At 63.5% G+C, this 24,948-nt stretch carries 25 protein-coding genes; 11 read left to right on the top strand and 14 right to left on the bottom strand.

Annotated features, from left to right (window positions below):
* Window positions 1–28: 28 nt before the first annotated feature.
* The 4 genes from AC5RVN_RS14875 to AC5RVN_RS14860 all read left to right on the top strand — a co-directional run bounded on the left by AC5RVN_RS14875 (window position 29) and on the right by AC5RVN_RS14860 (window position 3,360).
* The gene (locus tag AC5RVN_RS14875) at window positions 29–925 is read left to right on the top strand and encodes a transketolase (protein WP_494106551.1); all 897 of its coding nucleotides are present in this window, start codon (window positions 29–31) and stop codon (window positions 923–925) included.
* Window positions 922–1,941 carry a transketolase family protein gene (locus AC5RVN_RS14870; RefSeq protein ID WP_494138432.1) on the top strand — a complete coding sequence of 340 codons (1,020 nt, stop codon included), beginning with the start codon at window positions 922–924 and terminating at the stop codon, window positions 1,939–1,941. The genes AC5RVN_RS14875 and AC5RVN_RS14870 overlap by 4 nt, the downstream gene beginning before the upstream one ends.
* Window positions 1,942–2,062: 121 nt before the next feature.
* Window positions 2,063–2,722 (top strand): GntR family transcriptional regulator, encoded by a 660-nt coding sequence (locus AC5RVN_RS14865; RefSeq protein WP_494040488.1) that lies wholly within the window; start codon window positions 2,063–2,065, stop codon window positions 2,720–2,722.
* Window positions 2,723–2,841: 119 nt separating this feature from the next.
* Window positions 2,842–3,360: a transferase gene (locus tag AC5RVN_RS14860; RefSeq protein WP_494138431.1), complete on the top strand. Its 519-nt coding sequence runs from the start codon at window positions 2,842–2,844 to the stop codon at window positions 3,358–3,360.
* Here AC5RVN_RS14860 and AC5RVN_RS14855 read toward each other — a convergent pair whose 3' ends face one another.
* From AC5RVN_RS14855 to AC5RVN_RS14810, 10 genes are all read right to left on the bottom strand, one after another.
* Window positions 3,361–4,467, bottom strand: a complete 1,107-nt coding sequence (locus tag AC5RVN_RS14855; protein WP_494138430.1) for a HoxN/HupN/NixA family nickel/cobalt transporter — start codon at window positions 4,465–4,467, stop codon at window positions 3,361–3,363. It lies immediately after the preceding gene.
* Window positions 4,467–5,369, bottom strand: a complete 903-nt coding sequence (locus tag AC5RVN_RS14850) for an urease accessory protein UreD (RefSeq protein ID WP_494138443.1) — start codon at window positions 5,367–5,369, stop codon at window positions 4,467–4,469. The genes AC5RVN_RS14855 and AC5RVN_RS14850 overlap by 1 nt, the downstream gene beginning before the upstream one ends.
* A gap of 41 nt (window positions 5,370–5,410) precedes the next feature.
* On the bottom strand, window positions 5,411–6,028 hold the full coding sequence (gene ureG, locus AC5RVN_RS14845) for an urease accessory protein UreG (RefSeq protein ID WP_494138429.1): 618 nt from the start codon (window positions 6,026–6,028) through the stop codon (window positions 5,411–5,413).
* Window positions 6,029–6,057: 29 nt separating this feature from the next.
* Window positions 6,058–6,843, bottom strand: coding sequence for an urease accessory protein UreF (locus AC5RVN_RS14840; protein ID WP_494138428.1), 786 nt, complete (start codon window positions 6,841–6,843; stop codon window positions 6,058–6,060).
* Window positions 6,824–7,303: an urease accessory protein UreE gene (gene ureE / locus AC5RVN_RS14835; protein ID WP_494138427.1), complete on the bottom strand. Its 480-nt coding sequence runs from the start codon at window positions 7,301–7,303 to the stop codon at window positions 6,824–6,826. Before ureE ends, AC5RVN_RS14840 begins: the two co-directional genes overlap by 20 nt.
* A gap of 32 nt (window positions 7,304–7,335) precedes the next feature.
* Window positions 7,336–9,096 carry an urease subunit alpha gene (ureC, locus tag AC5RVN_RS14830; protein ID WP_494138426.1) on the bottom strand — a complete coding sequence of 587 codons (1,761 nt, stop codon included), beginning with the start codon at window positions 9,094–9,096 and terminating at the stop codon, window positions 7,336–7,338.
* Entirely contained in the window at window positions 9,093–9,461 is a 369-nt protein-coding gene (locus AC5RVN_RS14825; RefSeq protein WP_494138425.1) for an urease subunit beta, read from the bottom strand. Before AC5RVN_RS14825 ends, ureC begins: the two co-directional genes overlap by 4 nt.
* Window positions 9,462–9,472: 11 nt before the next feature.
* Window positions 9,473–9,775: an urease subunit gamma gene (locus AC5RVN_RS14820; protein WP_494138424.1), complete on the bottom strand. Its 303-nt coding sequence runs from the start codon at window positions 9,773–9,775 to the stop codon at window positions 9,473–9,475.
* Between the two features lie 134 nt (window positions 9,776–9,909).
* Window positions 9,910–10,464, bottom strand: coding sequence for a cysteine hydrolase family protein (locus AC5RVN_RS14815; protein ID WP_494138423.1), 555 nt, complete (start codon window positions 10,462–10,464; stop codon window positions 9,910–9,912).
* A 74-nt stretch (window positions 10,465–10,538) separates the two neighbouring features.
* Entirely contained in the window at window positions 10,539–11,807 is a 1,269-nt protein-coding gene (locus AC5RVN_RS14810) for an FAD-binding protein (RefSeq protein WP_494138422.1), read from the bottom strand.
* 142 nt (window positions 11,808–11,949) lie between these two features.
* On the opposite strand from AC5RVN_RS14810, the gene AC5RVN_RS14805 reads away from it, so the two are divergent.
* The 6 genes from AC5RVN_RS14805 to AC5RVN_RS14780 all read left to right on the top strand — a co-directional run bounded on the left by AC5RVN_RS14805 (window position 11,950) and on the right by AC5RVN_RS14780 (window position 19,038).
* Entirely contained in the window at window positions 11,950–12,966 is a 1,017-nt protein-coding gene (locus AC5RVN_RS14805; protein ID WP_494138421.1) for a LacI family DNA-binding transcriptional regulator, read from the top strand.
* Between the two features lie 275 nt (window positions 12,967–13,241).
* Entirely contained in the window at window positions 13,242–14,582 is a 1,341-nt protein-coding gene (locus AC5RVN_RS14800) for an ABC transporter substrate-binding protein (protein WP_494040476.1), read from the top strand.
* 104 nt (window positions 14,583–14,686) lie between these two features.
* Window positions 14,687–15,637: a carbohydrate ABC transporter permease gene (locus AC5RVN_RS14795; RefSeq protein WP_494105779.1), complete on the top strand. Its 951-nt coding sequence runs from the start codon at window positions 14,687–14,689 to the stop codon at window positions 15,635–15,637.
* A gap of 3 nt (window positions 15,638–15,640) precedes the next feature.
* Window positions 15,641–16,567 carry a carbohydrate ABC transporter permease gene (locus tag AC5RVN_RS14790; protein ID WP_494040474.1) on the top strand — a complete coding sequence of 309 codons (927 nt, stop codon included), beginning with the start codon at window positions 15,641–15,643 and terminating at the stop codon, window positions 16,565–16,567.
* Between the two features lie 54 nt (window positions 16,568–16,621).
* Entirely contained in the window at window positions 16,622–18,133 is a 1,512-nt protein-coding gene (arfA, locus tag AC5RVN_RS14785) for an arabinosylfuranosidase ArfA (protein ID WP_494040473.1), read from the top strand.
* A complete protein-coding gene (locus AC5RVN_RS14780; protein ID WP_494040472.1) occupies window positions 18,130–19,038 on the top strand; it encodes an aldose 1-epimerase family protein in 909 nt (302 codons plus the stop codon). The genes arfA and AC5RVN_RS14780 overlap by 4 nt, the downstream gene beginning before the upstream one ends.
* A 46-nt stretch (window positions 19,039–19,084) precedes the next feature.
* Here the strand turns inward: AC5RVN_RS14780 and AC5RVN_RS14775 are convergent, their stop codons facing one another.
* Window positions 19,085–19,675, bottom strand: a complete 591-nt coding sequence (locus AC5RVN_RS14775) for an HhH-GPD-type base excision DNA repair protein (RefSeq protein ID WP_494138420.1) — start codon at window positions 19,673–19,675, stop codon at window positions 19,085–19,087.
* A 447-nt stretch (window positions 19,676–20,122) separates the two neighbouring features.
* Between AC5RVN_RS14775 and AC5RVN_RS14770 the strand changes: the two genes are divergently transcribed.
* A complete protein-coding gene (locus AC5RVN_RS14770) occupies window positions 20,123–20,845 on the top strand; it encodes an ANTAR domain-containing protein (RefSeq protein ID WP_494138419.1) in 723 nt (240 codons plus the stop codon).
* An 81-nt stretch (window positions 20,846–20,926) separates the two neighbouring features.
* Here AC5RVN_RS14770 and araA read toward each other — a convergent pair whose 3' ends face one another.
* From araA to araB, 3 genes are read right to left on the bottom strand one after another with little or no spacing between them, the layout of a single operon-like run.
* Window positions 20,927–22,447, bottom strand: a complete 1,521-nt coding sequence (araA, locus tag AC5RVN_RS14765) for an L-arabinose isomerase (protein WP_494138418.1) — start codon at window positions 22,445–22,447, stop codon at window positions 20,927–20,929.
* A gap of 48 nt (window positions 22,448–22,495) precedes the next feature.
* A complete protein-coding gene (locus tag AC5RVN_RS14760) occupies window positions 22,496–23,185 on the bottom strand; it encodes an L-ribulose-5-phosphate 4-epimerase (protein ID WP_494138417.1) in 690 nt (229 codons plus the stop codon).
* On the bottom strand, window positions 23,182–24,921 hold the full coding sequence (gene araB / locus AC5RVN_RS14755) for a ribulokinase (protein WP_494138416.1): 1,740 nt from the start codon (window positions 24,919–24,921) through the stop codon (window positions 23,182–23,184). The genes AC5RVN_RS14760 and araB overlap by 4 nt, the downstream gene beginning before the upstream one ends.
* Between the last annotated feature and the right edge of the window lie 27 nt (window positions 24,922–24,948).

Below are 24,948 nucleotides of genomic sequence, written 5' to 3'. Positions count from 1 at the left end.
CATCCACGACACAACAACGGAGTCAGCAATGTCAGTAGAGAACGTCCAGGACCAGGCCACCGTGGGCCATGTGACGCGGGATCGAATCGCGCAAGTCAGTGCGGCCGCGTACCGGATCCGTCACCACGCCCTGAACATGGGTGAGGTGCAGGGACAGGGCTACGTAGGGCAGGCTTTGGGTGCGGCGGACATGCTCGCCACCGTCTACGGGGACCAGTTGAACTTCCGCGCTGAGGATCCGCATTGGGAGGCCCGCGACCGGTTCCTGCTCTCCACCGGCCACTACGCCATCGGCCACTACGCGGCCCTCGCCGAGGCCGGGATCGTCCCGGTCGAGGAACTGGAAACCTACGGCTCCGACGATTCCCGCCTGCCGATGTCCGGGATGTCCACCTACACCCCCGGCATGGAAATCTCCGGCGGCTCCCTGGGCCACGGCCTGACCATCGCCGTCGGCATGGCCCTGGGCCTGCGCTACCAGGGCTCCAACGCACGGGTCTTCAACTTCCTCTCCGACGGCGAACTCGACGAGGGCTCCACCTGGGAGGCCGCCATGGGCGCCCACCACCACCAGCTGGGCAACCTGACCGCGATGGTGGACATCAACGCCCTGCAGGCCGACGGCAAGACGGACACCGTACTCCGCACCGAACCGGTGACCGAAAAGTGGGAATCGTTCGGCTGGTACACCCAGCGGGTGGACGGCAACGACGTGGCCGCGCTGCTGGAAGCGTTCGACAACGCAGCCGCCCAGGCCGCCGCCGTCGGACGTCCTTCCGTGATCCTGTGCGACACCAAGGTGGGCCGCGGCGTCCCGCTGCTGGAGAACCGCGAAAAGGCGCACTTCATGCGCATCGAAGAGAACGAATGGCAGACCTGCCGCGAGCAACTCACCGCAGGCTACGAAGGAAAGGCTTCAGCATGAGCACCACTACCGAGGCCCCGAATACAACAACGGCCGCCAAGCCGAAGCTGAAGACATCGGCGATGATTGCCTCGTTCGCCGACCCGGACCAGAAGACCGCGCCGGCCCCGTTCGGGCACGCCCTGGTCAAGGCCGCCCAGGAGAACGACAAGATAGTCGGCCTGACGGCGGACCTGGGCAAGTACACGGACATGCACATCTTCGCCAAGGCTTTCCCGGAGCGGTTCTTCCAGATGGGCATGGCCGAACAGCTCCTCTTCGGCGCCGCCGCCGGCCTGGCCGAAACAGGGCTCATACCGTTCGCCTCCACCTACTCAGTGTTCGCCGCCCGCCGCGCCTACGACTTCCTCTGCCTGGACGCCGCCGAGCCGAACCTGAACGTGAACATTGTCGGCGGCCTGCCGGGCCTGACCACCGGGTACGGCCCCAGCCACCAGGCAACCGAGGACATGGCGATCTTCCGCGGCATGCCCAACCTGACCATCGTGGACCCCTGCGACTCAATTGACATCGAGCAGGCCGTCCCGCAGCTGGCCGCAAGTAACGGGCCCACCTACCTGCGCCTGCTGCGCGGCAACGTCCCCACGGTCCTGGACGAGTACGACTACACGTTCGAACTCGGCAAGGCCAAGGTTCTCCGCGGCGGCAACGACGTCGTGTTCATCTCCTCAGGCCTGATGACCATGCGCGCCCTGCAGGCAGCAAAGGCCCTGGCCGCACACAACGTGGACGTGGCCGTCGTCCATACCCCCACCATCAAACCCTTCGACGCCGCCACCGTCCTCGCCGAAATCAACACCGACCGGCTCGCCGTCACCCTCGAGAACCACTCCGTGGTGGGCGGCCTGTTCGAAACCGTCGCCTCCGCCGTCGTCACCGCCGGAGTAGGCAAGCGCGTGGTGCCCGTCGCGCTGCCGGACCAGTTCCTCGACGCCGGGGCCTTGCCCACCCTCCATGACCGCTACGGCTTGGCCGTGGACTGCATCGTCGCCAAGGTCCTCGCCGAACTCGGCTAAACACGGCTTCAGCAGCGCAGAAAGCACGGCACTGGTCCAGCCCGGGGCCGTGCTTTCTGCCGTACTATCGGAAATACCCCGACTGTAAACAGTCGACTTACAACACTAAAGGACAGACGCGATGGCCGGACTGACCGCTCCCCTGCTGGGACTGCAAAAGAAAAGCCTGCGCGAGCAGGCGCTCTCGGCGCTGAGGACCGCCATCACCAGCGGTGAACTTGCGCCCGGCCGGCACCTGGTGGAAACCGAACTGTCAGACATGCTGCAGATCAGCCGGGGAACCCTGCGTGAAGCGCTGCGCCAGCTCGAACAGGAAGGCCTGCTCTCCGCCGGGCCCCGAGGCAGGCTTTCAGTACGGCACTTGGACGAAAAGGAAATCCGGGACATCTTCGCCGTCCGGGCCGCCCTCGAATCCCTTGCCGCGCGCACCCTTTGCGAACTTCCTGACCGCGCCCATGCCATCGAAGCGCTCCACAAAACCATCGACGTGATGGAGGCCGCCCAGGACGCGTCACTGGAAGAGCGGATCGAATCCGATATGGAGTTCCACCGGACGCTGTGCCGCCTGACCGGCAACGAGACGCTGCTTCACTCCTGGCAGTCCCTGGAAGGTTCCATCCGGATGTCCATCATGTTCGGCGGCCTGGAAAAGGGCGTCAAAAACATGAGCGTGGACCGCCACCGCGACATCGTGGCAGCCATCGAAACAGGCGACGCCTCGCTCGCCCGGAACACCATCCGTGCCCACATGGACTCGGCCGCAGCCAACCTCGTCGCTTAGCGTCAGCTTTCCGGCTGATTCGCCGGCCCCTCCCATGCGCAGTCCCGCCGGGAATCACTTTGAGTTCCGGACCGTTAACTGACTGTGCGGTAAGTTACCGCGCGTAAACGAGGGATGTAATGAACGCGAAGTATGTCTCAGTTGAAGACGACGCCGGAAAGGTCACCCGATATGCCCGCCACGCCAACGGCGGAGGCCTGACCGCCCCCGGTGCAACAGTCGCCGAAAGCGCGCGCATCGGACCGATGACCTACGTGGAGTACGGTGCCCGGATCGGCTCGGGCTGCCGGATTGGCCACGGCAGCTGGATCGACCGCGATGCCACCGTCGGCGACCGCGCCGTTATTGGTGACGGTGTGCGGATTGGCAGGGGAACGGTGATCGGAAACCGGGCGCATATCGGCAGCCACTCGCGGATTGGAGCCGGCGTCCTTATCGAGCACGGGGTCCACTTGCACGCTGACAGTGCAGTCCCCGACGGCGGCCATGTTGCCTTGCGATCCCCGGCACGGGTTTCCGAGCAGGCAAAGCCAGCCGCCGCCGCGAAGGCCCCGGCTGCGAAGGCTCCGGCTTCCAAGGCCCCGACGGGAGCGAAGGGCCGCCCGCACCGGAAGATGAAGGGGCGGATGGCCGCCTGATTAGTGCTGTTGTTTTGAGCCGCCCTGTGCCCGTCCCTTAAACGCTGCCCCGGCCCAGACCGCCAGCAGCAGTCCTGCCAACAACAGGCCGGCGTCGCCCAGATCGACGGATCCCAGCCACAGGGTCAAGGGATCCTCCGGCGCGAAGGCGGCGTTGAAGAGGCCGCCGAGTGTGATCACGGCGATGAACAACGCGGACACCGCCGATATCCCGGTCACCAGGGCGTTGAAGCCCAGTTTCCGCTGCGGGTCTTCCAGCGCCGAGCGGTACATCCGCATCATGGCTACGCCGTTGACTGAGTCGCACAGGGTCATGGCTGCGGTGAATGCCAGCGGCAGCGCCAGCAGGGCGAAGGGCGGTACCCCGGCCAGGGAGGCCGCCGTCGTCATCATGAGCAGGCCGATGGTGGTCGCCGTGTCAAAGCCCAGCCCGAACAGGAAACCGATGACGTAGATGTTCCGCGGCTGCCGCACCCTGGACAGCGGCCGGGCGAGCAGACGCGCCATAGGCCCCTTCGGTTCAAGGTCCCGTGGGTCGATTGCCGCCCCGGCCCGGGTGCGACGGTACGCCAGGGCCGACCGGGCGAAGGCGGAGCCGTTGAAGAGACCCATCGCCAACAGGAACAGCCCGGAAACGCCGCTGCCGATCAGCCCGAGCATCAGGTTTCCGGCGGACCCGTCCTGCATAAACTCCCCCACGACGGCTGCGCCGGCGATAACAAGCATGCCTGCCAGAGTTACCACCGAGCTGTGTCCCAGGCTGAAGGCGAAGCCGACACTGACCGGATCCTGGCGGCTGGCGACAAACTTGCGGGTGGAGTTGTCGATGGCTGCCAGGTGGTCCCAGTCGTAGCTGTGCTTCACGCCCGCCAGGTATGCAGTCAGGACCAGGCCCCACGAAAGGGCTTGCACCCCGGCCTCCCCCGGGGTACCGGCGGTGCCGCGGGTTCCTACGCCGCCTGCGGTGCCCATGTTGCCAGCGAGGAGCAGTACGACGGCGGCTGCGTGCAACGCGGCCACCGCACCAAACAAGCACAGCAGGCGGGTCCGCAGCGGCAATGTTTCCCGATAGCGGTAAAGGCTGGTGATGTTCGTGAGGGCTGTCATCAGTGCTTCCTGAGGTTCAGTGGTTCCTGTCCGTACCACCGTTTCCGGAGGAGGGCGGTGCAGGCACCAAGGAGCTGGTTCAGTTCGCCCGTGCTGTTGGACAGGGACCGGAGTACCAGCCCGGTTGTTCCAGCTACGCTTCGGGTCAGCGAGATTCCAGTGAGTGCTTCGTGTTCCGACGCGGCGCCGTGCAGCTCATCAGCGAGCGCCTGGTCTACGCGCGGGTCCACCACGATCAGGGAACCGAGGTGGCTGAAGCCTTCCATGAAACCCAGGCCGGTGACATTTCCCGTCGGCGGCCGGATGAGCAGGTTGTCCAGCGCCAGCAGCTGGTTGCCTTCATCCGTCTCAACCAGGAGTTCGTTCCGCAGGCGCAGTTCCTCGTACTGGAACGTGGCTCCGTCGGGTGACCAGCCGGGCGTCACCACTTCCGCCATCACCAGCGACGACGACGGCCGCACCGTTACCAGCGTCCGTTGCCGGTAGCTCGCCTCCCGATAGGCGATGAGCTGATCAGGTACCAGCTCCAGCCGGGCCCGCTCCCCCAGCCGGACAACCAGTCGCTGCTCAGCAAAAGAACCGGGAGTTTTGTACACCTTCGTCGCAGACTGCGTGGTGAGCAGGAGATCAGCGCCGTCCCCAACTTCAACATCGAGGAGAAAAAGATCAGCCCCAAGATAAGCCCCGCCTGGATTTACGATGACATAACAAACCTGTCCGGAGTCATCGAGATAATGGGGCCTGAGTACCCGAAGAGCGCCCCGATGATATTGATGCAAAGCGACCGACCGACCGCCTCGCTGCTCAATACGTATGGCGAGCTCCCCCATAGGTGACGAAGGCACTGAGGCGGCGAGGCCGAGGTCTGGGGCCGCGGCGTGGTGGGCCGGGCACGGCCCCATATCCAGCGAAGCCGCCGGACCCAAGTGGGCCGCCGGCGTACTCACGAAGCCAGATCGAGCATCAGGACATCCCGCCGAACCCATTCGATGACGGCGTCCAGTCCTTCATCTGTTTTGAGGTTGGTGAAGCAGAACGGCTTGGTCCCGCGGAATTCCTTGGAGTCGCGTTCCATGACGGCGAGATCAGCTCCCACGTGCGGTGCGAGGTCCGTTTTGTTGATGATGAAGAGGTCGGATTTGATCATGCCCTGGCCGGCTTTGCGGGGGATTTTTTCGCCTTGGGCGACGTCGATGATGTAGATGGAGAAGTCGACGAGTTCGGGGCTGAAGGTTGCGGACAGGTTGTCTCCGCCGGATTCCACGAAGATCACCTGCAGGCCGGGGTGCCTGGCTTTGAGTTCCTCGATGGCGGCGGTGTTCATGGAGGTGTCTTCGCGGATGGCGGTGTGCGGGCAACCGCCGGTTTCGACGCCGACGATCCGGTCCTCGGGGAGGATGCCGTTGGCCGCGAGGATTTTGGCGTCCTCGATGGTGTAGATGTCGTTGGTGATGGCGGCCATGGAGATCCCGCCGCTCATGTGCCGTGTGAGCCGCTCCACGAGTTGGGTTTTGCCGGCACCGACTGGTCCGCCGATGCCGATTTTGATGGGTTCCGTCATGCTGTCCTCCTTTGAATTTCCAAGCACTGTCAGCTCATGAACATCCGGGCACGTTGTCGTTCGTGCCGCATTTGCGAAATTTCCAGTCCGGGGCTGACCGCCCCGAAGTCGTCCGGTGTCAGGTGCGGGATCCTTTCGACGGCGGCAGCAACGTCGCCGGCCGCGCGCCGTAGCAGCCGCTGGCCGGCGTTTTGGCCCAGCGGGATGGCGCGGACGGCGTTTTGCGTCAGTGAGGTCACGGCGGCGAAAAGGTAGGCGGCCAGCGCCTCCTGCAGGGGCACCTCCAGCGACCGGGCGACGACAGCGAACGCCAGCGGCTGGTGCCCGGCGGCACGGCCGGTGGTCACCAGGTGCCGGTACAGTTCCAGCCCGGCCGAGGGAAACACCTCAGCCCCAATCTCAAGCAGCCGGGAGCCCATCTTGACGCTGGCCTCCCGAACCTGCCGCGGCAAAAGCGAAGCGGTAAGCAAGGAATCAAGCTCCCCCACATCAACACCCTCATAAAAGAACCGAATGGCCAACCCGTCGGAGTAGGTCAGCGGCTGCGAGACAAAAACGGACAACCACTCCCCAAACGACCCCTCATCAAAAACGAGCCCACCATCGATATACGCCTCAAAGCCAAAAGAGTGAGCAAAAGCCCCAGTAGGAAGCGCGGAGTCAACCAACTGCTGAAGGGCCAACTGATAGCGGCTGACGCTGGCGGTGGCGGGTGAAGGGGGCTGCGGCGTGGTGGGCACCGCGAAGCGGGCACAGCCCTCTTCACCCGCCGCCGCTTCCAAGGTGACGCTGGTACTAGTGGCTGTGTTCAGCATGGCGGAAAGGCACAGGCATGACGCGTTCCTGGCGGGTGTAGGGCACGGCGGCGTGGGTGAGGTAGTCCTCGACGGTGTGGTCGTAAGCGCACACCATGACGTCGGCCCCGTACTCGGAAGACGAGTCGAAGAACTGTGCCTGCAGGTGCCGGTTGCCGAGGGAGTGTGCCACCACGCCCATCTCATATACCGAGCGGGGCGCGATCACCAGGACATCGGTGGGCAGCACGGATACCACGATCATGTTGGACTCTTCCACGTGCAGGATATCGCCGTCGCGCAGGTCGCCGGAGCCGGAGGGCAGCCGGATGCCGATCTCCTTGCCGTGGTCGGTGGTGGCCCGCTGGATGCGCTTGACCAGCTGCGCGCTGGGCAGCACCACTTTCTCCTGGTGCAGGCTGGCGTAGACCTGCGGGTCCGGAAGTTCGTGCAGGTTGCCGAGGACTTTTTCGATGATCACGTGGTGCTCCGGGGGTTGTCAGGGCGGGGCGGTCAGAAGAGGAAGTAGCGCTGGGCCATGGGCAGCACATCGGAGGGCTCACACGTCACGTCCTCGCCGTCGACCGTTACCTGGTAGGTTTCGGGATCCACCTGGATGTCCGGGGTGGCGTCGTTGTACTTCAGGTCCGCCTTGGTCAGCGTCCGGATTCCGGAGACTGGCCTGATGACCTTTTCCAGCCCCAGCTCGTGGGGCACGCCGGCGTCGACCGCTGCCTGGGAGAGGAAAGTGATGGAGCACTGCTGCACGGCCTTGCCGAACGCGCCGAACATCGGGCGCATGGTTCGCGGCTGCGGGGTGGGGATGGAGGCGTTCGCGTCGCCCATCAGGGCATAGGCGATTTGCCCACCCTTGATCACGAGCTCGGGTTTCACCCCAAAGAACGCAGGGTCCCACAGGACAAGGTCGGCGAACTTGCCCACCTCCACGGAACCAACGGAATTCGCGATGCCCTGCGCGATAGCCGGGTTGATGGTGTACTTGGCCACGTAGCGCTTGATTCTGAAGTTGTCGCTGCCCTCACCGGAGCCGACGGCTGAAGCATGGGAACCGCCGTCGGGATCCTGCAATCCCCCCCGCTGCTTCTTCATCTTGTCCGCCACCTGCCAGGTGCGGGTGATCACCTCGCCCACCCGTCCCATCGCCTGCGAGTCGGAGGAGGTGATGGAAAAGATGCCCATGTCCTGCAGGACGTCCTCGGCCGCGATGGTTTCGGCCCGGATCCGGGAATCCGCGAACGCCACGTCCTCGGGAATGTCCGGGTTGAGGTGATGGCACACCATCAGCATGTCCAGGTGCTCTTCGATGGTGTTGCGGGTGTACGGAAGGGTGGGGTTGGTGGATGCCGGCAGGACGTTGGGCATCCCGGCAATCCTGATGATGTCCGGAGCGTGCCCGCCGCCGGCTCCCTCGGTGTGAAAGGTGTGGATGACGCGTCCGTTGATGGCGCGGATGGTGTCCTCCACGAAGCCGCACTCGTTCAGGGTGTCCGTGTGGATGGCCACCTGCACGTCGTATTCGTCAGCTACCGTCAGCGAGGTGTCGATCGAGGAGGCGGTGGACCCCCAGTCCTCATGGACTTTCAGCCCGATGGCGCCGGCGCGGATCTGTTCCGCGAGGGGTTCCACGGCCGACGCGTGTCCCTTGCCGAACAGGCCGATGTTCATGGGGAAGCCTTCGGCCGCCTGCAGCATGCGCTGGATGTGCCATTTTCCGGGAGTTACGGTGGTGGCCTTGGTGCCTTCGGCCGGGCCGGTGCCGCCGCCGATCATGGTGGTGATGCCGCTGGTCAGTGCCGTAGGGATCTGGTCCGGGGAGATGAAGTGGATGTGGGTGTCCACTCCCCCGGCGGTGAGGATCTTGCGCTCGCCGGCAATGATTTCAGTGCCCGCTCCGATCACGATGTCCACGCCATCGGTGATCTGGGGGTTGCCCGCCTTGCCGATCCTAAGGATGTGGCCGTCCTTGAGGGCGATGTCGGCTTTGTATATGCCGGTGTAGTCCAGGATCACGGCGTTGGTGATGACGGTGTCGGGAACTCCGTCACCGGAACCAGCACCGTCCCGCGTCATCTGGCCGTTCTGTCCCATGCCGTCGCGGATCACCTTGCCGCCGCCGAAGACCACCTCCTCGCCATACACAGTGAGGTCGCGTTCAATTTCGAGGAACAGGTCCGTATCTGCCAGCCGGATGGCGTCACCGGTGGTGGGGCCGTACAGATCGGCGTACTGCCGGCGGGGAATCTCGAAACTCACTGCTGGTCCCCTTCCACTGTGGCACCTGGGCGGGGCGGGCCCTCAAGGTGCGTCCCGCCGTCGAGCTTTCCGTTCACGGCGTTGCTGAGTCCGTACACTTCCCGGGTGCCGGCGAGTTCTATCAGCCGCACGTTGCGGGAATCCCCCGGTTCGAAGCGGGCGGCAGTTCCGGCAGGGATGTCCAGGCGCTTGCCATAAGCAGCTCCCCTGTCGAAAATGAGGGCAGCATTGGCCTCGGCAAAATGGAAATGCGAGCCCACCTGCACGGGCCGGTCACCAGTGTTAACCACGACGACGTCAATCGCCTCCCGCCCGGCGTTCGCCGTCACCGGCTCCGGCCGAAGGACGTACTCTCCTGGGATCATGGCCTGCCCCTTCAGCGGATGGGATCGTGGACGGTGACGAGCTTGGTGCCGTCCGGAAAGGTCGCTTCGATCTGCACGTCGTGGATCATGGCCGGCACGCCTTCCATAACGTCGTCCCGGCTCAGCAAGGAAGTGCCGTAACGCATGAGGTCTGCCACCGTACGCCCGTCCCGTGCGCCCTCGATCAGTTCGTAGCTGATGATCGCCACGGCCTCGGGGTAGTTGAGTTTGAGCCCGCGGCTCTGGCGGCGCCGGGCGAGATCGGCGGCCACCACAATCAGCAGCTTTTCCTGCTCACGTGGCATCAGATGCATGAGGGTCCCTTCAGCGGCCAGCGGACGGCGTGGGACCCACAGTAGGTGGCGGACGTTTCCGCCACGTTTCAGTCTTGTTATGAGCGGCTCTCCCTTAGACGGCGGCACTTCGATGGGTGCCGCGGTCGGCCACACTAAATGGAGCGCAACCTCTCCAGGATCTCGTCACTGGACTGGACAGGCTGGCGGTAACTGGTGGACAGGATGCGCAGCATGTCGGCGGCATCCTGGTTGTCTTCCGAGGCCATGGCATCCTTCGCGTAGGTGACCCGGATGTTGTGGGCGAAGGCGTCTGCGCCGGTCTGGGCGATGCAGTTGTGCGTGGAGACTCCGGCCAGCACCACCTCATCGGCGCCCCAGTTGCGGAGCCGCGAAAGCAGGTTGGTACCCACGAAGGCGCTGTCCCGCGTCTTGTTCAGCTGGGGCAGGCCGTCGATGGCCAGGCCGGGCACAGCCCGCGTCTCCTCACTGCCGCGGAAGATAAAACCCTGGTCGTCATCGAGCATGTTCAGCGTCCACGTGGATTTGTCCCGCTCGTGCTCGGTGCCGATCATCAACGCCTTGTGCCCGCTGGCCTTGAAAGCTTCGAGCAGCCTGTTGCAGGACTTGACCAGCTGCTCCTGTTGCTCTGCCAGCTCCGGCGCCTCGAAGTACGCGTTCTGCATGTCAATGACAAGAAGTGCAATCATGTGGCACCCTTCCTCTTTGAGTCCTGCAGGAAAGGTACCCTCGGTCCGGCCAGGCGAAACCTGGCGCGCCCACCTTAGGCTGCCCCGAAGACTTTTCGGTCAAGGAAGGCGTTGCGGAATTTGCCTTCAGGGTCCAGGCGCCGCGCGAGAGCCCGGAAATCGTCAAACCTGGGATACAGCGGTGCAAGCTGTTCGGCATCCGCCGCAAACAGCTTGCCCCAGTGCGGGCGCATGCCGAGTGGCGCGAGCGCGCCCTCAAGTTCGGGCAGCAGCGCCTCGACCTCCATCTGAAGCGGCTTCCACGTAAAGTGGAGGCCGATTCCGGCGCGCTGGTAGTTGTTGCTAAGCCACAGCTCATCAGCTGCCATTGACCGCACCTCGGAGACTTGCAGCAAGGGGGTGATTTTCGGCGCAAGCTCCCGCATGCGCCGGATGGCCTCGGTGGCGTGTTCCTGGCCGATGAGGTATTCCGTCTGGAGCTCCTGTCCGCTGCTGGGCGTAAAGGCGAGGCGGAAGTGTGCAAGACGGTCGGACCATGGCCCGGGAATGCCCAGCTGCTGGGTGCAGTGGTCAGCGGCCACACCTGGCACCGGATGATAGGCCCGGGCCGCGGCCACGCCGCCGTAAAAACTCATAGGCACCGCAGCGCCGTCCATCCTGCTCTTGAGCCACACTTGGCCGATGGCCTCCCCGGCCCAGTCTGTGAACAAGCTAACGCTGTAGGCGGATGACGTTGCTGCGTTGTAGTCCGCGAGGACGGCGTCCCAGGGCACATCCCTGAAGACGTCCTGGCGCACGTCGAATGACGGTTCTATTTTCAGCGTTACGCGGTGGATGACGCCAAGGGCGCCCAGTCCCACGACCATGCCCTCGAAGTCCGGGTCGCCCTGGCCCACAACCAGGACATCACCAGAGGCAGTAACCAGCTCCAGCGCGACAACAGCGGTGGCGAGGTTGCCGTTCCTGTTCCCGGAACCGTGGGTTGCAGTCGCGATAGCGCCGCCGATCGAGATGTGGGGCAGGGATGCGAGGTTGTGGAGGGCGAAGCCTTGGCGTTGCAGGTACCCGGCGAGGACTCCGTACCGGACCCCCGCGCAAACTGTAACCGTCAGCGCAGCCTCGTCCACCTCAATGCGCGGATCGAGGACATCTAGGGACACCAGGGTTCCCGAGGTGTCCGCGATGTCATTGAACGAGTGCCGTGACCCAAGGGCGCTCACGCGGCTGGCCCGCGCCACCGCACGCTGAAGGTCGGGGAGTGATCTGGGATGCTCCATTGACCGGGCCTGAAACTCATAGTTACCTGCCCAGTTGAGCCTGTCCCGTACCTGTTCCTCGATCATGGTCGTCCTTGTCTGGCCGGTGTCGCGACGTAGGGTGAAGGGGCCGGTGCCAACAGGAAGCGGCCCGGGCAACCCTACAACGTTGTAGACTTTCTACCATACGTGACGTACAGGGCATCACGTCAGGATCTCTGGGAGCGGCATGGCGGCCACACTAAAGGACGTTGCACTGGCGGCGGGCGTGTCTATCAAAACGGTCTCTAATGTCATCAACGACTACCCGCACATCCGCACAGACACCAAAAAGCGGGTCATGGAGGCTATCGCCGAGCTTGGCTACAGCCCCAACATGTCCGCGCGAAGCTTGCGTTCCGGCAGGACCGGCGTGATCGGACTCGCTGTCCCCGAGCTTTCCCTGAGCTACTTCGCCGAACTGGCGGATTCAGTCATCAAGGCCGCTGCGCGCCGGGGCCTCAAAGTCCTCATCGAGCAGACCGACGGGGACCGCGCCCATGAACTCGAGATCCTCTCCAGCCCACGGCTCCAAATGACTGACGGACTGCTGTTCAGCCCCTTGGGCATGTCAAACGAGGACGCCCAGTACCTCAACGTCAATTTTCCGCTCGTGCTCCTCGGTGAACGCATATTCGGTGGTCCAACCGACCACGTGACCATGAGCAATGTGGAGTCAGCGCGTGCCGCCACGGCACACCTGCTGTCGAAAGGCCGCCGGCGCATCGCCGTAGTCGGCGCGCACGAGGGTGAGGTCATCGGCTCCGCTGGACTCCGCCTGCGGGGCTACCAGCAGGCCCTCGAAGAAGCCGGCATCCCGTTCGATCCGGAACTGGTGGCATACACCACCTTCTGGCACCGCTCCAACGGAGCGACATCAATGCGGGAACTGCTCGCAACTAACGTTGAGTTCGATGCTGTGTTCGGTTTGAACGATACTTTGGCGCTCGGAGCGATGCGCGTGCTCCAGGAAGCAGGCCGGCGGATACCCGACGACGTCGCTGTAATCGGTTTCGACGATCTCGACGAGGGCAGGTATTCGCTGCCCACCCTGTCAACGATCGATCCCGGCAGGGACGAAATTGCCGACACCGCGGTGCGTGTCCTGCAGGAACGGATCTCGGGGCTTGAAGTCGGCGCGCCGCCGCGTGAGTACGAAGCACGGTTCCAGGTCATTGAGCGTGAATCTTCAGCATTGCCCGCCTGACTGCACTCTAGAGAAAGTTTCAGCCCCAGCTGCTTGACAGTGACGGGACTCACTAGGCATGATTCTTCTACAACGTTTACCTACAACGATGTAAAGAACGGCGCCGGCACCTGCGGCATCCCTCGCCAGAGGTTGTCCAGCAGGAGGACGGGCCCGGATCAAGGAAGATTCAGTGGCACAGCACTGGTGTCCGGCGATCTTCCTTCCTGAAGCACCCGGACCGGCCGCCCACGGGCGACCACGGTGGAATGCCACCGCGAGAGGAAGCAAGAGATATGAAAGCCAAGTTCCTGGCATCGGTTGGCATCGTCGCCGCCACTGCTGCAGCACTGACCGGCTGCTCCGGCGGAAGCGCAGGCGGTTCCGAAGCTGCGTCATGCACCAACACCATTGTTAATGCGGAGGCCCCGCAGGTAACTGTTTGGGCCTGGTACCCTGCGTTCAACGAGGTTGTCGACAACTTCAACAAGACCAACAACGATGTGCAGATTTGCTGGACCAACGCGGGCCAGGGCAACGATGAGTACACCAAATTTTCGACCTCGATCGAGTCCGGCTCAGGCGCACCCGATGTGATCCAGCTCGAGTCGGAAGTCCTTTCCAGCTTTACCATCCGCGATGCACTTGTGGACCTCACCGAATTCGGTGCCAACGACGTCAAGGATCAGTACGCCGAGGGCGCCTGGGAAGACGCCTCGAGCGGGGATGCCGTGTATGCCATTCCCGTCGACGGCGGCCCCATGGGAATGCTCTACCGTCAGGACATCTTTGAAGCAGCGGGCATGCAGGTGCCGACAACCTGGGCAGAGTTCGAGGCCGCCGCCCAAAAGTTGAAGGAGTCCGGCAACGGTGCTGTCATGGCCGACTTCCCCACCAACGGGCGTGCATTCAACCAGGCCCTGTTCGCCCAGGCCGGTTCCGTGCCGTTCGAATACGACTCCGCCAACCCACAGGAAATAGGAATCAAGGTCAATGACCAAGGCGCCAAGGACGTCCTGAAGTACTGGGAAGGACTGGTCAAGAAGGGGCTGGTTGCCACCGACGACGCCTTCACCGCGGACTACAACACTAAGCTCGTCGACGGCTCATACGCCGTCTACCTCGCCGCTGCCTGGGGCCCTGGCTACCTGCAGGGCCTGTCCGACGCCGACCCGAACGCAGTCTGGCGCGCTGCCCCGCTGCCGCAGTGGGACGCAGCAAACCCCGTCCAAGTCAACTGGGGTGGTTCCACCTTTGCCGTGACTAAGCAGGCCAAAGACAAGAAACTGGCAGCGAAGGTTGCCATGGGCATCTTCGGGAACAAAGAAGGCATGAACCTGGGCGTTGACAAGGGAGCTTTGTTCCCCTCATACTCGCCCGTCCTTGATTCCGAGGAGTTCGCCAACAAGGAATACCCGTTCTTCGGCGGGCAGCAGATCAACAAGGACGTTTTCCTGAAGGCAGCTGCGGGCTATGAGGGCGCAACCTTCAGCCCGTTCCAGAACTACGCCTACGACCAGTTGACGGTGCAGCTCTACTCGATGGTCCAGGGCGAGAAGGACGCGGGCAAGGCCCTCGATGATCTCCAGGCATCCCTCGAGCAGTACGCGACCGAGCAGGGCTTCACCCTGAAGTAACCGCCGGGGCAGGTGCCCGCGCCTCTGCGCGGGCACCTGCCCGTCCGGCCTCCAGCGGACACCTCCACCGCGCCATCCGTCCCACTGCTTGAGGAAAGACCATTATGGCTACGACCACAGCGCCGAGCTCGGCCCCACAGGCCAAGGCACCGGCCCCCGCAAAGCACCGCCCCGACAAGAACTACCGGCGCCGGCAGCGCTGGGGATGGCTCTTCGTTGCCCCCTTCGCGGCAATCTTCCTGACTTTCCTCATCCTCCCCCTGGTCTACGCATTCCGGATGAGCCTTTTCACCAGTACGCTGGCCACGGGCACCAAGTTCGTCGGGGCGGACAACTACATCAAGGCCTTTAGCGATCCGGTCTTCCTGCAGGGTTTGGCGACCGTAGCGAAGTTCGCATTGATCATGATTCCGGCACAGATGATCGTGGCCCTGCTTGCCGCCCTTGTCCTGGACAACCTCGCCACGTGGGCGTCAAAGTTCTCCCGGCTTATGATCTTTGTCCCCTACGCGGTTCCCGTGGTCATCGGTGCCCTCATGTGGGGTTTCCTTTACAGCCCCCGCTTTGGACCCGCAAGCTCCATCTTCGGCGCTTTTGGTATGGCCGCACCCGAATTCCTGGCGCAGGACAGCATTTTCGGCAGCCTCGTCAATATTGTGACGTGGCAGTGGGCCGGCTACTACATGATCATCATCTACGCAGCGCTGCGTGGAATCGATCCCGGCATCTACGAGGCAGCCGTGCTCGACGGCGCCTCCGACCGGCAAATTGCCTGGCGGATCAAAATCCCCATGATCTCTTCCTCCCTGGTGATGGTGGTCATCTTCGCCCTCATCGGCACACTGCAGTTCTTCACCGAACCTCAAGTGCTTCGCGGGGTGGCACAGGGAGCCATTCCTACCTCGTACACGCCCAATATGTATGCCTTCTCGCTGGCGTTTTCCTACAGCCAGTTCAACTATGCCTCCGCCATCTCCTTCGCGCTCGGCATCGTCGTGTTCGTCTTCTCCTTCCTTTTCCTCTTCCTGACCCGCAAGCAGAGCGGACTGAAATAAACCATGGCACTCGTCACCGACACCCCCCAGCTTCAGGGCGGCCGGAAAGGCCGTAGCGCCGCAGGCCGCGCCAGGGCCCGCAAGGGCGGTTCCCGCATCGGCTCACATATTTTCCTGCTCATCCTTGTCATCTACTTCATCACCCCGATCTGGTGGCTGACCGTCGCCAGCACCAAGGACACTGCCGGCCTCTTTGCTGGCTCAGGCGGGCCTCTCTGGTTCGATGATGAGTTCCACTTCTTCAGCAACATCCAGGGCCTGTTCGAGCGGCAGGACGGCATCTACTGGCGATGGCTCGGGAACTCATTCCTGTACGCCATCTCTGGCGGCGTTGGAGCGACGATCCTCGCCGTGCTGGCGGGCTATGGCTTCGCCAAGTACAACTTCCGCGGCCGGGGTCCGTTTTTCGGGCTTCTGCTCGGTGCGGTGATGGTGCCGCTAACAGCGCTTGTCATCCCGACTTTCGTGCTGCTTAGTTCGGTGGGGCTGGTGAACACTATCTGGGCCGTGATCCTGCCCTCGCTCCTTAGCCCGTTCGGCGTCTACCTCATGCGGGTCTTCGCCCAGGAAGCGGTCCCGGACGAATTGCTGGACGCCGCCCGGATCGACGGTGCAGGAGAAATCCGGACATTCTTCCAAATCGCGCTGCCCCTGCTGCGCCCGGCCATCGTGACGGTACTCCTGTTGTCCGTCGTCGGGACCTGGAACAACTTTTTCCTGCCGCTGGCAGTCCTCAGCGATCCGCTGCTGCTTCCGGTAACGGTGGGGCTCAATGGCTGGCAGGCTCTGTCCAACGCCGGCAGCGGCGGCGAGGCCCTCTGGAATCTGATTACGACGGGCGCTTTCCTCTCAATCATCCCGCTGATCATTGCCTTCCTTTCCCTCCAGAAGTACTGGCAGGGCGGATTGTCGCTGGGCTCACTAAAGTAGCCCGGCCCCGCTCCCATCCTTAAAGCAACACACGTACGCACAGAAAGTCTTTAGATGCAGAACGCACGCCTTACGCTCGACCCCCACTTCACCGTCGGTCGGATCAACCGCAACATCTTTGGCGGATTTGTTGAACACCTCGGCCGCCACGTCTACGACGGCATCTACGAGCCCGGCCATGAAAGCGCCGATAACGAAGGCTTCCGGCAGGACGTCATTGAGCTGGTCAAGGAAATGGGCGTCTCGACCATCCGCTATCCCGGCGGCAACTTCGTCTCCGGGTTCCGCTGGGAAGACAGCGTGGGACCGCGCGAGGAGCGCCCCACCCGCCTGGACCTTGCCTGGCACTCCACCGAAACGAACCAGGTGGGCATGCACGAGTTCGCCTCGTGGCTGCAGAAGGTGGGCAGTGACTTGATGCTCGCCGTGAACCTTGGCACAAGGGGAACAGCCGAGGCACTCGAACTCCTCGAGTACTCCAACCTGCCCAAGGGGACCGCCCTCGCCGACCAGCGCATGGCCAACGGCCGCCCTGACCCCTTCGATGTCAAGATCTGGTGCCTTGGCAATGAGATGGACGGCCCGTGGCAGCTCGGGCACCGCTCCGCCGAGGACTACGGCAAACTCGCGGCCATAACAGCCCGAGCCATGCGCCAGCTGGATCCGTCCATCGAGCTCGTTGCCTGCGGTTCCTCCAGTGCCCATATGCCCACCTTCGGCGAGTGGGAGCGCGTGGTGCTGACCCACACCTACGACGTGGTCGACTACATCTCCTGCCACGCCTACTACGAGGAGAAGAACGGGGACCTCGGGTCCTTCCTTGCCTCCGCCGTCGACATGGACCACTTCATCGAGTCCGTGGTGGCCACAGCCGACCATGTGAAGGCCGTCCGGGGCAGCTCGAAGACCATCAACATATCCTTCGATGAGTGGAACGTCTGGTACATCAGCCGCTTCGAGAACGTCGACAAGATCGAGGGGCTGGACAATTGGCCGGTAGCCCCCCGGCTGCTTGAGGACTGCTACTCCGTTGCGGACGCCGTCGTATTCGGCAACCTCATGATCTCGCTGCTCAAGCACGCCGACCGCGTCACCTCGGCTTCACTGGCGCAGCTGGTCAACGTCATCGCGCCCATCATGACCGAGCCGGGTGGCCCGGCCTGGCGCCAGACAACGTTCTTCCCGTTCTCCATCACATCGAAGCTCGCGCAAGGGTCAGTGCTGGAACTCAAGCTCGACACCGGGACATACGAGACCAGCGAGTACGGCGTTGTGCCGCTCGTGGATGCTGTGGCCACGCACGACGACGAAAGCGGTGCCACCGCCGTCTTCCTCGTCAACCGGTCCCAGACCGAAGAAACCACTGTGACCATCGACATCGGGGCACTGGACGGCTTCAGCACTGTGCAGGCGCAGTCTCTGTACGATACAGACGTGTATGCGAAAAACACCCTCGAGGAGCCGGAGCGCGTGGGTATGAAGCCCAACACATCCGCCACCCTCGACGGCGGAGCAGTCACCATCACCCTCCCGCCCGTGTCCTGGACGGCCGTCTCCCTGGCATGAACTCGCCCGAATACAGGATCGAGGGCGGCGGCTACACGGCCGTCGTCCTCGGTTTCGGTGCCACCGTCCGTGAGCTGACCTACGAGGGGCGGCCGCTCGTGGTCGGTTTTGGCCCGGACGAGACAATGCCTAACTTCCGTGGCGCTTTCGTGGCTCCGTGGCCCAACCGCATAGCCGACGGGCGTTACAGGTTCGACGGGGAGGAGTACCACCTCCCCATCAATGAGCCGGAACGTGGCACCGCACTGCACGGCCTGGTGTTCGACGTGCCGTGGTCAGCCGTAAAGCATAAGCCGGATACGCTCATCCTGGAATGCACCATCGAGCCCACGGCTGCGTACCCCTTTACTATCACCCTTGAAGCCCGCTTCAGCGTTGACAGCGGTGGTTTCAGGACAGACGTGGCAGCAGCCAATACCGGTGCACGTCGCGCGCCCTACGGCGTCTGCCCCCACCCGTACCTCGTGGGAGGGCCCTCACCGCTGGATGAGTGGCTGTTTGAGTTGCCCGCCTCGACGGTCCTGTCGGTAACTCCTGACCGCCTCCTGCCCGTGGGGAAGGAGCAGGTAGCCGGTACTGCCTTCGACTTCCGCTCGGCCCGTCCCATCGGTACCGTGCAAATCGACCATGCCTTCACCGACATCGCCTGGGAAGGGAATGGCCACGCCATGGTTCGGGTCATCGATCCGGTGCACGGGACCGGCACAGCGATGGTGTGGGATGCCAGCTGCCCCTGGGTACAGATCCATACTGCGGATCTTCCAAAGAAACCGGAAAACACCCGCCTCGGCCTCGCCGTCGAACCCATGACCTGTCCGCCCGAGGCTTTCAATACCGGCGAAGACCTCGTGGTCCTGGACCCGGGAGAGACGCACCGCACAGGCTGGACCATTACGGCCTTGTGAGGAACCAAAGCGTCAGTTGTTCCTGGCCCGGAACTGAGGGAGCCCGTCAGCCGTCCGCCTTCGCAGCTTTCGCCGCTGCCTTCGCGGCCTGTTTGTTGGTCCTGACCTTCGCCAGTGACTCCGGATCCACGATGTCCGCAACGGAGAGGTAAGCGCCCTCGTCCCCGTAGTGCCCGGCAGCTTCGCGCCATCCTGGCGCCTCCAAACCACATTGCTTGCCCAGCAGAGCGAGGAAAATTCTGGCCTTCTGCTCGCCAAAGCCGGGCAGCGCCGTCAGCCGCCGCAGCACCTCGGCTCCATCAGGTCCACCCTTGGTCCAGATGGCCGCCGCATCCCCGCCCCACTCGGTTTGTACAGCTTCTGCGAGCGCCTGTACACGTGCCGCCATGGACCCCGGAAAGCGGTGGACCGCGGGCCGTTCCTTGAATACATCCACGAACGCCTGCTGCTCCTGGGCGGCGATGGATTCAGGCCGGATGGACCCTATCCGCGTCTTGATCTTTGCTGGCCCCGCAAAGGCCGACTCCATGGTCACCTGCTGATCCAGCAGCATTCCCGTCAGCAGCGCGAACGGATCCTTACTCAGCAGCTCGTCCGCAGCAGGGTCCCCCGTGATGTGCAATTCCATGCTGCTCATCATTCCAGAGGTTGCGCAATCAGAGACAGGACGGTGGCCAAGTAGTACCTAATCTCAAAAACGAGTACTGGCTACGCGTTCTCCCGGGACGGCGTCCGAACTAGGTTTTCATTGAGGCAAGACGTTTTTGACTCGCTGTAACTTGCTCACGAGGGGGTGTGAGACGAAATGCATGCACGATACGCAAGCTCAAGTTTCCCGGTCCGAGAGACTCGGGTAGCAAACGGGGCCGGCGACGAGGAGGCCTTTGAGACCAAGGCCTCTCCCCCAGCCGTCGCCGGCCCTCTTGTTTCTCAGGAAGCCCCTGGCCATCAACGGCAAGGGCCTGCCACGCCGGAAAACGGCCGTTCCAACACACTGGCAGGATATGGCGCACCGGCAAAGACAGGGCAGCCCCGGCCGGCCAATCCCCCGCCAGTTAAGCCGGACGGGATCCTGCTGGATCTCATGACGGGCACGCAGACGCTGCACGACTCACTTGAACTCCTCGCAGCCGCTTCTGCCCGGGCAGTGGTACGTGCCGGAGGCCCCGTTGTTGAATGCGGCGTTGTGCTGCATCAGCCGAAAAGGACTGCGGCCATCACCGGCACCTCACCCGAGGTGCTCCGGTTGCTGGAGTGGGAGCAGGAATCTCACGAAGGTCCGGTCAGTGAGGTGTTGATAGGGGAGCAACCCGTGGCCGTGCTGCAACGAAGCGGGGACTTCCGATGGCCGCGGTATTGCAGGCAGCTGCAGCTTGCCAATTTGGGCAGCGTCCTCAGCTTCCGGCTCGGATTGGAATACAGTGGGCAGGCCCGGGACGATGGCACGCCCATCCGCCCAACACGTGCCGTCCTGGCGTTTTTTGCCCAAAATGCCAAGGCGTTTCCGCTGCAGGTGATTCCCGAGGCAAAGAATTTCGCAGGCCTTGCGGCCAAAAGCCTGCAGATGGCCCTTGACCTGCACACGGCAAGGTCCACCGCTTCGGACCTGCGTATGGCACTGGATAGCCGCACGTCCATCAACGTTGCCTGCGGGGTCATCATGGCGCAGAACAGGTGTTCCTACCATGAGGCGTTTTCCATCTTGGCGAAGGCCTCAAGCCACCGGAACATCAAGGTACGAAGGGTGGCGGAGGACATCCTCGAACGGCTGCCAGAAGGCGCCCCAAGGTCACACTTCGGCCACTAGACGGACCCTCCCCAGGGTAAGAGCATGGAAAAGCAGCCCCGGAAGCAGAGCTTCCGGGGCTGCTTTTCCAGGAGATGAGGCCTAGATTCCACCGGCGAGCCTGTAGTAGGCGGCGTTCCAGTTCAGGTCCTTTTTGAACTGGCGGATGGTGGTGTCCTCGTCGATGGTGAGCAGTTCGGTCTTGGCGATCTCCGCAAAGTCCTCGAACACGTCCATCCCTACCTGCGTGGACAGCACGGTGTGGTGGGCGGCCCCTGCCGTCAGCCATGCCGCAGCCGAGGTGGCGAAATCCGGCTTGGGCTGCCACAGTGCGCGTGCTACCGGCAGGTTGGGCAACGGCTGGTCGAGGGGCACCACGTCGACGGCGTTGGCCACCAGGCGGAAGCGGTCCCGCATGTCGGACAGGGCGACGACGACACCCGGGGAGGCATCGGCGTCGAACACCAGACGGACGGGGTCCTCCTTGCCGCCGATGCCCAGCGGATGGATTTCCAGGCGCGGCTTCCCCGCCGTCAGGGAGGGGCAAACCTCCAGCATGTGCGCGCCAAGGATCTTTTCCGCTCCGGGTTCCAGGTGGTAGGTGTAGTCCTCCATCAGGGAAGCGCCGCCAGGCAGGCCTGCGCCCATGACCTTCGCCGCGCGGACCAGGATGGCGGTTTTCCAGTCACCCTCAGCACCGAAACCGTAGCCTGCGGCCATCAAGCGCTGCACGGCCAAACCGGGAAGCTGGCGGAGTGCGCCCAGGTCCTCGAAGGAGGTGGTGAACGCCGCCGAGCCGTTGGCCTCCAGGAAGCTGCGCAGGCCAAGTTCGATCCTGGCGCCGTAGCGGAGCGACTCGTGCCGGGCAGCCCCGGCGCGGAGCTCCGGAACCACGTCGTAAAGGTCCTCGTACTCACTGAGCAGGGCATCGACGTCGGACTCCGCAGCACCATGCACGGCGTCGGCGAGCTCATTGACCGACCAGGTGTTCACGGCCACTCCGAAGCGGAGTTCCGCCTCGGCCTTGTCGCCTTCCGTGACGGCAACGTTGCGCATGTTGTCACCGAATCGGGTCAGCTTCAGGGTCCGGACGGCTGCCCAACCGGCAGCGGCCCGCTGCCAGGAGCCCACTTGGCGGGCGACCTCCGGGTTTGAAACGTGTCCTACGACGGTTTTGCGGGCAATGCCCAAGCGGGACTGGATGTACCCGAACTCCCGGTCGCCGTGGGCAGCCTGGTTCAGGTTCATAAAATCAAAGTCGATGTCCGCCCAGGGCAGGTCGCGGTTGGCCTGGGTGTGCAGGTGCAGCAGTGGTTTGCGGAGCAAATCCAGGCCCTGGATCCACATCTTGGCAGGGCTGAAGGTGTGCATCCATGCGGTGACGCCGATGACGGAGTCGTCCGAGTTGGCCTCGAGCGCGGTGCGGCGGATGGCTTCGGAGTCGGTCAGGACTGGCTTCCACACGATGCGTACCGGCACTGAGGAAGAGGCATTGAGCTGGTTGGCGATCTCCTGGGACTGGGCGGCAACCTGCTTAAGGACGTCCTCGCCGTAGAGGTGCTGGCTGCCGGTGAGGAACCATACCTCGTAACCGTCAAGGGAAGTGTTTGCTGCGGTACTCATAGGGTTTCCTCCGGAAGTAAATCTTTATCAGCCATACAAGGCTGGCCGTTACTGGCCATAAACGTTTTGGTAGCGGGCGTAGAGGGAGTCGATGTGGCCAGGGTCGATGGCAAGGGGCTCACCCAACTGGCGCGCGATGTGCACCGTCCGGGCAACTTCCTCGCACATCACGGCCGCCTTCACCGCCGATTTCGCGTCCTTGCCGATGGTGAAAGGCCCGTGGTTCTGCATAAGCACAGCCGGGGAATTCGAGTTCTTCAGCGTCTCCACGATTCCGTGGCCGATCGAATCATCGCCAATCAACGCGAACGGCCCCACCGGGATGGACCCGCCAAATTCATCGCTCATCATGGTCAAAACGCAGGGGATGGCCTCCCCGCGCGCGGCCCAGGCCGTGGCGTAAGTGGAGTGCGTGTGCACCACCCCGCCCACCTCGGGCAAGTGCCGGTAGACGTACGCATGGGCTGCAGTGTCCGACGACGGCGAGAGTGCCGGGTTTCCCCACTGGCCTGCCGCGTCCCCATCCACGGGCAGCCCATATAGATCCGTCACCACCATCTGTTCCGGGGTGAGGTCCTGGTAAGAGACGCCGGAGGGCTTGATGACCATCAGCTCATGGCCCGGGACCCGGGCGGAGACGTTGCCGGCCGTCCACACCACCAGTTCGTAGCGGGTCAGCTCTGCGTGCAGGGCGCACACCTCGTCACGGACGCGGGAGATCGTGTCCAGGATGTTCACGCGGACACCTCCACGGCAGCCTCGGAAACAATTGCCGGGGGCGCCGAAAGTGGACCCGCTGCCCGCCGCTGGATGGCCTTGAGCCGGTGCATCACATCGTTGCTGCCGCGGCCGAAGTAGTCATGCAAGGTCTTGTACTCCTGGAAAAGTTCCTCGTAGGCGGCTACGTTCGCCGGTATGGGCGTGTACACCTCGCCCGGCTGGGAGCCCATAGCCTCGGCGGCTTCGCGGATATTCGTGTATTTTCCGGCGGCCACAGCAGCATGGATGGCGGAACCGAGGGCCGGGCCCTGGCTTGAGCCGATGGTGGAGAGCTGAAGGTTGGTGGCATCCGCATATATCTGCATCAGAAGCGGGTTTTTGAGCAGGCCGCCGGCAACGATGAACTCCTTCACCGGAACACCGGAGTCCCGGAATGCGTCCACAATCGTGCGGGTGCCGAACGCGGTGGCTTCCAGCAACGCACGGTAGGTGTCCTCCGGGCGCGTCGCCAGGGTCTGCCCCACCACGATCCCGGAGAGCTCGTGATCAACCAACACGGAGCGGTTGCCGGAGTGCCAGTCCAAAGCCATCAGGCCGTGCTCGCCGATGGCTTGGCGGGACGCCAGTTCAGTGAGGTATTCATGGACGTCCAGCCCGGCTGTTTCGGCTGCCTGGTGGTACTCGCGCGGCACGCCGTATTTCGTGAACCAGCCGAAGATATCGCCGACGCCGGACTGGCCGGCTTCGTAGCCCCAGAGTCCGTCCACGATGCCGCCGTCCACCACCCCGCACATGCCGGGCACTTCCCGCAGTTCGGTGCCGTTCACGACATGGCATGTCGAGGTACCCATAATGGCCACCAGCTGACCAGGGTCTACTGCCTTCGCGGCAGGAGCGGTCACGTGGGCATCCACGTTGCCCACAGCCACTGCAATTCCCTCCGGCAGCCCTGTCCATTCAGCAGCTTCTGTGGTGAGGTACCCGGCGGCATCGCCGAGGCGGCCAATGGTGTGCTCCAGCTTGGAACTGACAAAATCCTTGAATTGCGGGTTCAGTGCCGTAAGGAAGTCCTCGGAGGGATAACGGCCGTCCTGGTAGATGCCCTTGTAACCGGCGGTGCAGGCGTTCCGGACATACCGGCCACAGAGCTGCCACACAATCCAGTCAGCAGCCTCAACCCAGTGATCCATCGCTGCATAGGCTTCAGGGTCCTCCTCCAGGAGTTGCAGTCCCTTAGCGAACTCCCACTCCGAAGAAATCAGCCCGCCATAGCGGGGCAGCCACTGCTCACCGCGTTCCGCTGCAAGTTGGTTAATCCTGTCCGCCTGGGCCTGCGCGGCGTGGTGGCGCCAAAGCTTGACATAGGCATGGGGCCGGTTTCTGAATTCCGGAAGCTCATTCAGCGGTGTTCCGTCCGCCTTGACCGGCACCATAGTGCAGGCCGTGAAGTCCGTGGCAATTCCAACTACGGCGGCCGGGTCAATACCTGCCTCAGCGACGGCGGCGGGAACCGCGGTGCGCAGAACGTCGCGGTAATCATCAGGCACCTGCAGGGCCCAGTCACCCGGGAGCCTCGCGCCGGGTTTGCCGGCAACGTCGGCCGGAAGGGCTTCCGTAACAACTGCGTGCGGGTACTCACACACCCCGCTGCCGAGCTCCTTGCCGTCCCGGACGCGGACCACCACGGCCCTGCCGGATAGCGTTCCGTAATCCACACCGATGACGTAGCTGTCCGCGTCTACTCTGACTTCCATAGAATCCTCCAATTGATGCCGCCGCCT

It is taken from the genome of Arthrobacter sp. sptzw32, from assembly GCF_059089735.1.
This window is presented reverse-complemented; position numbering and strand designations above follow the sequence as displayed.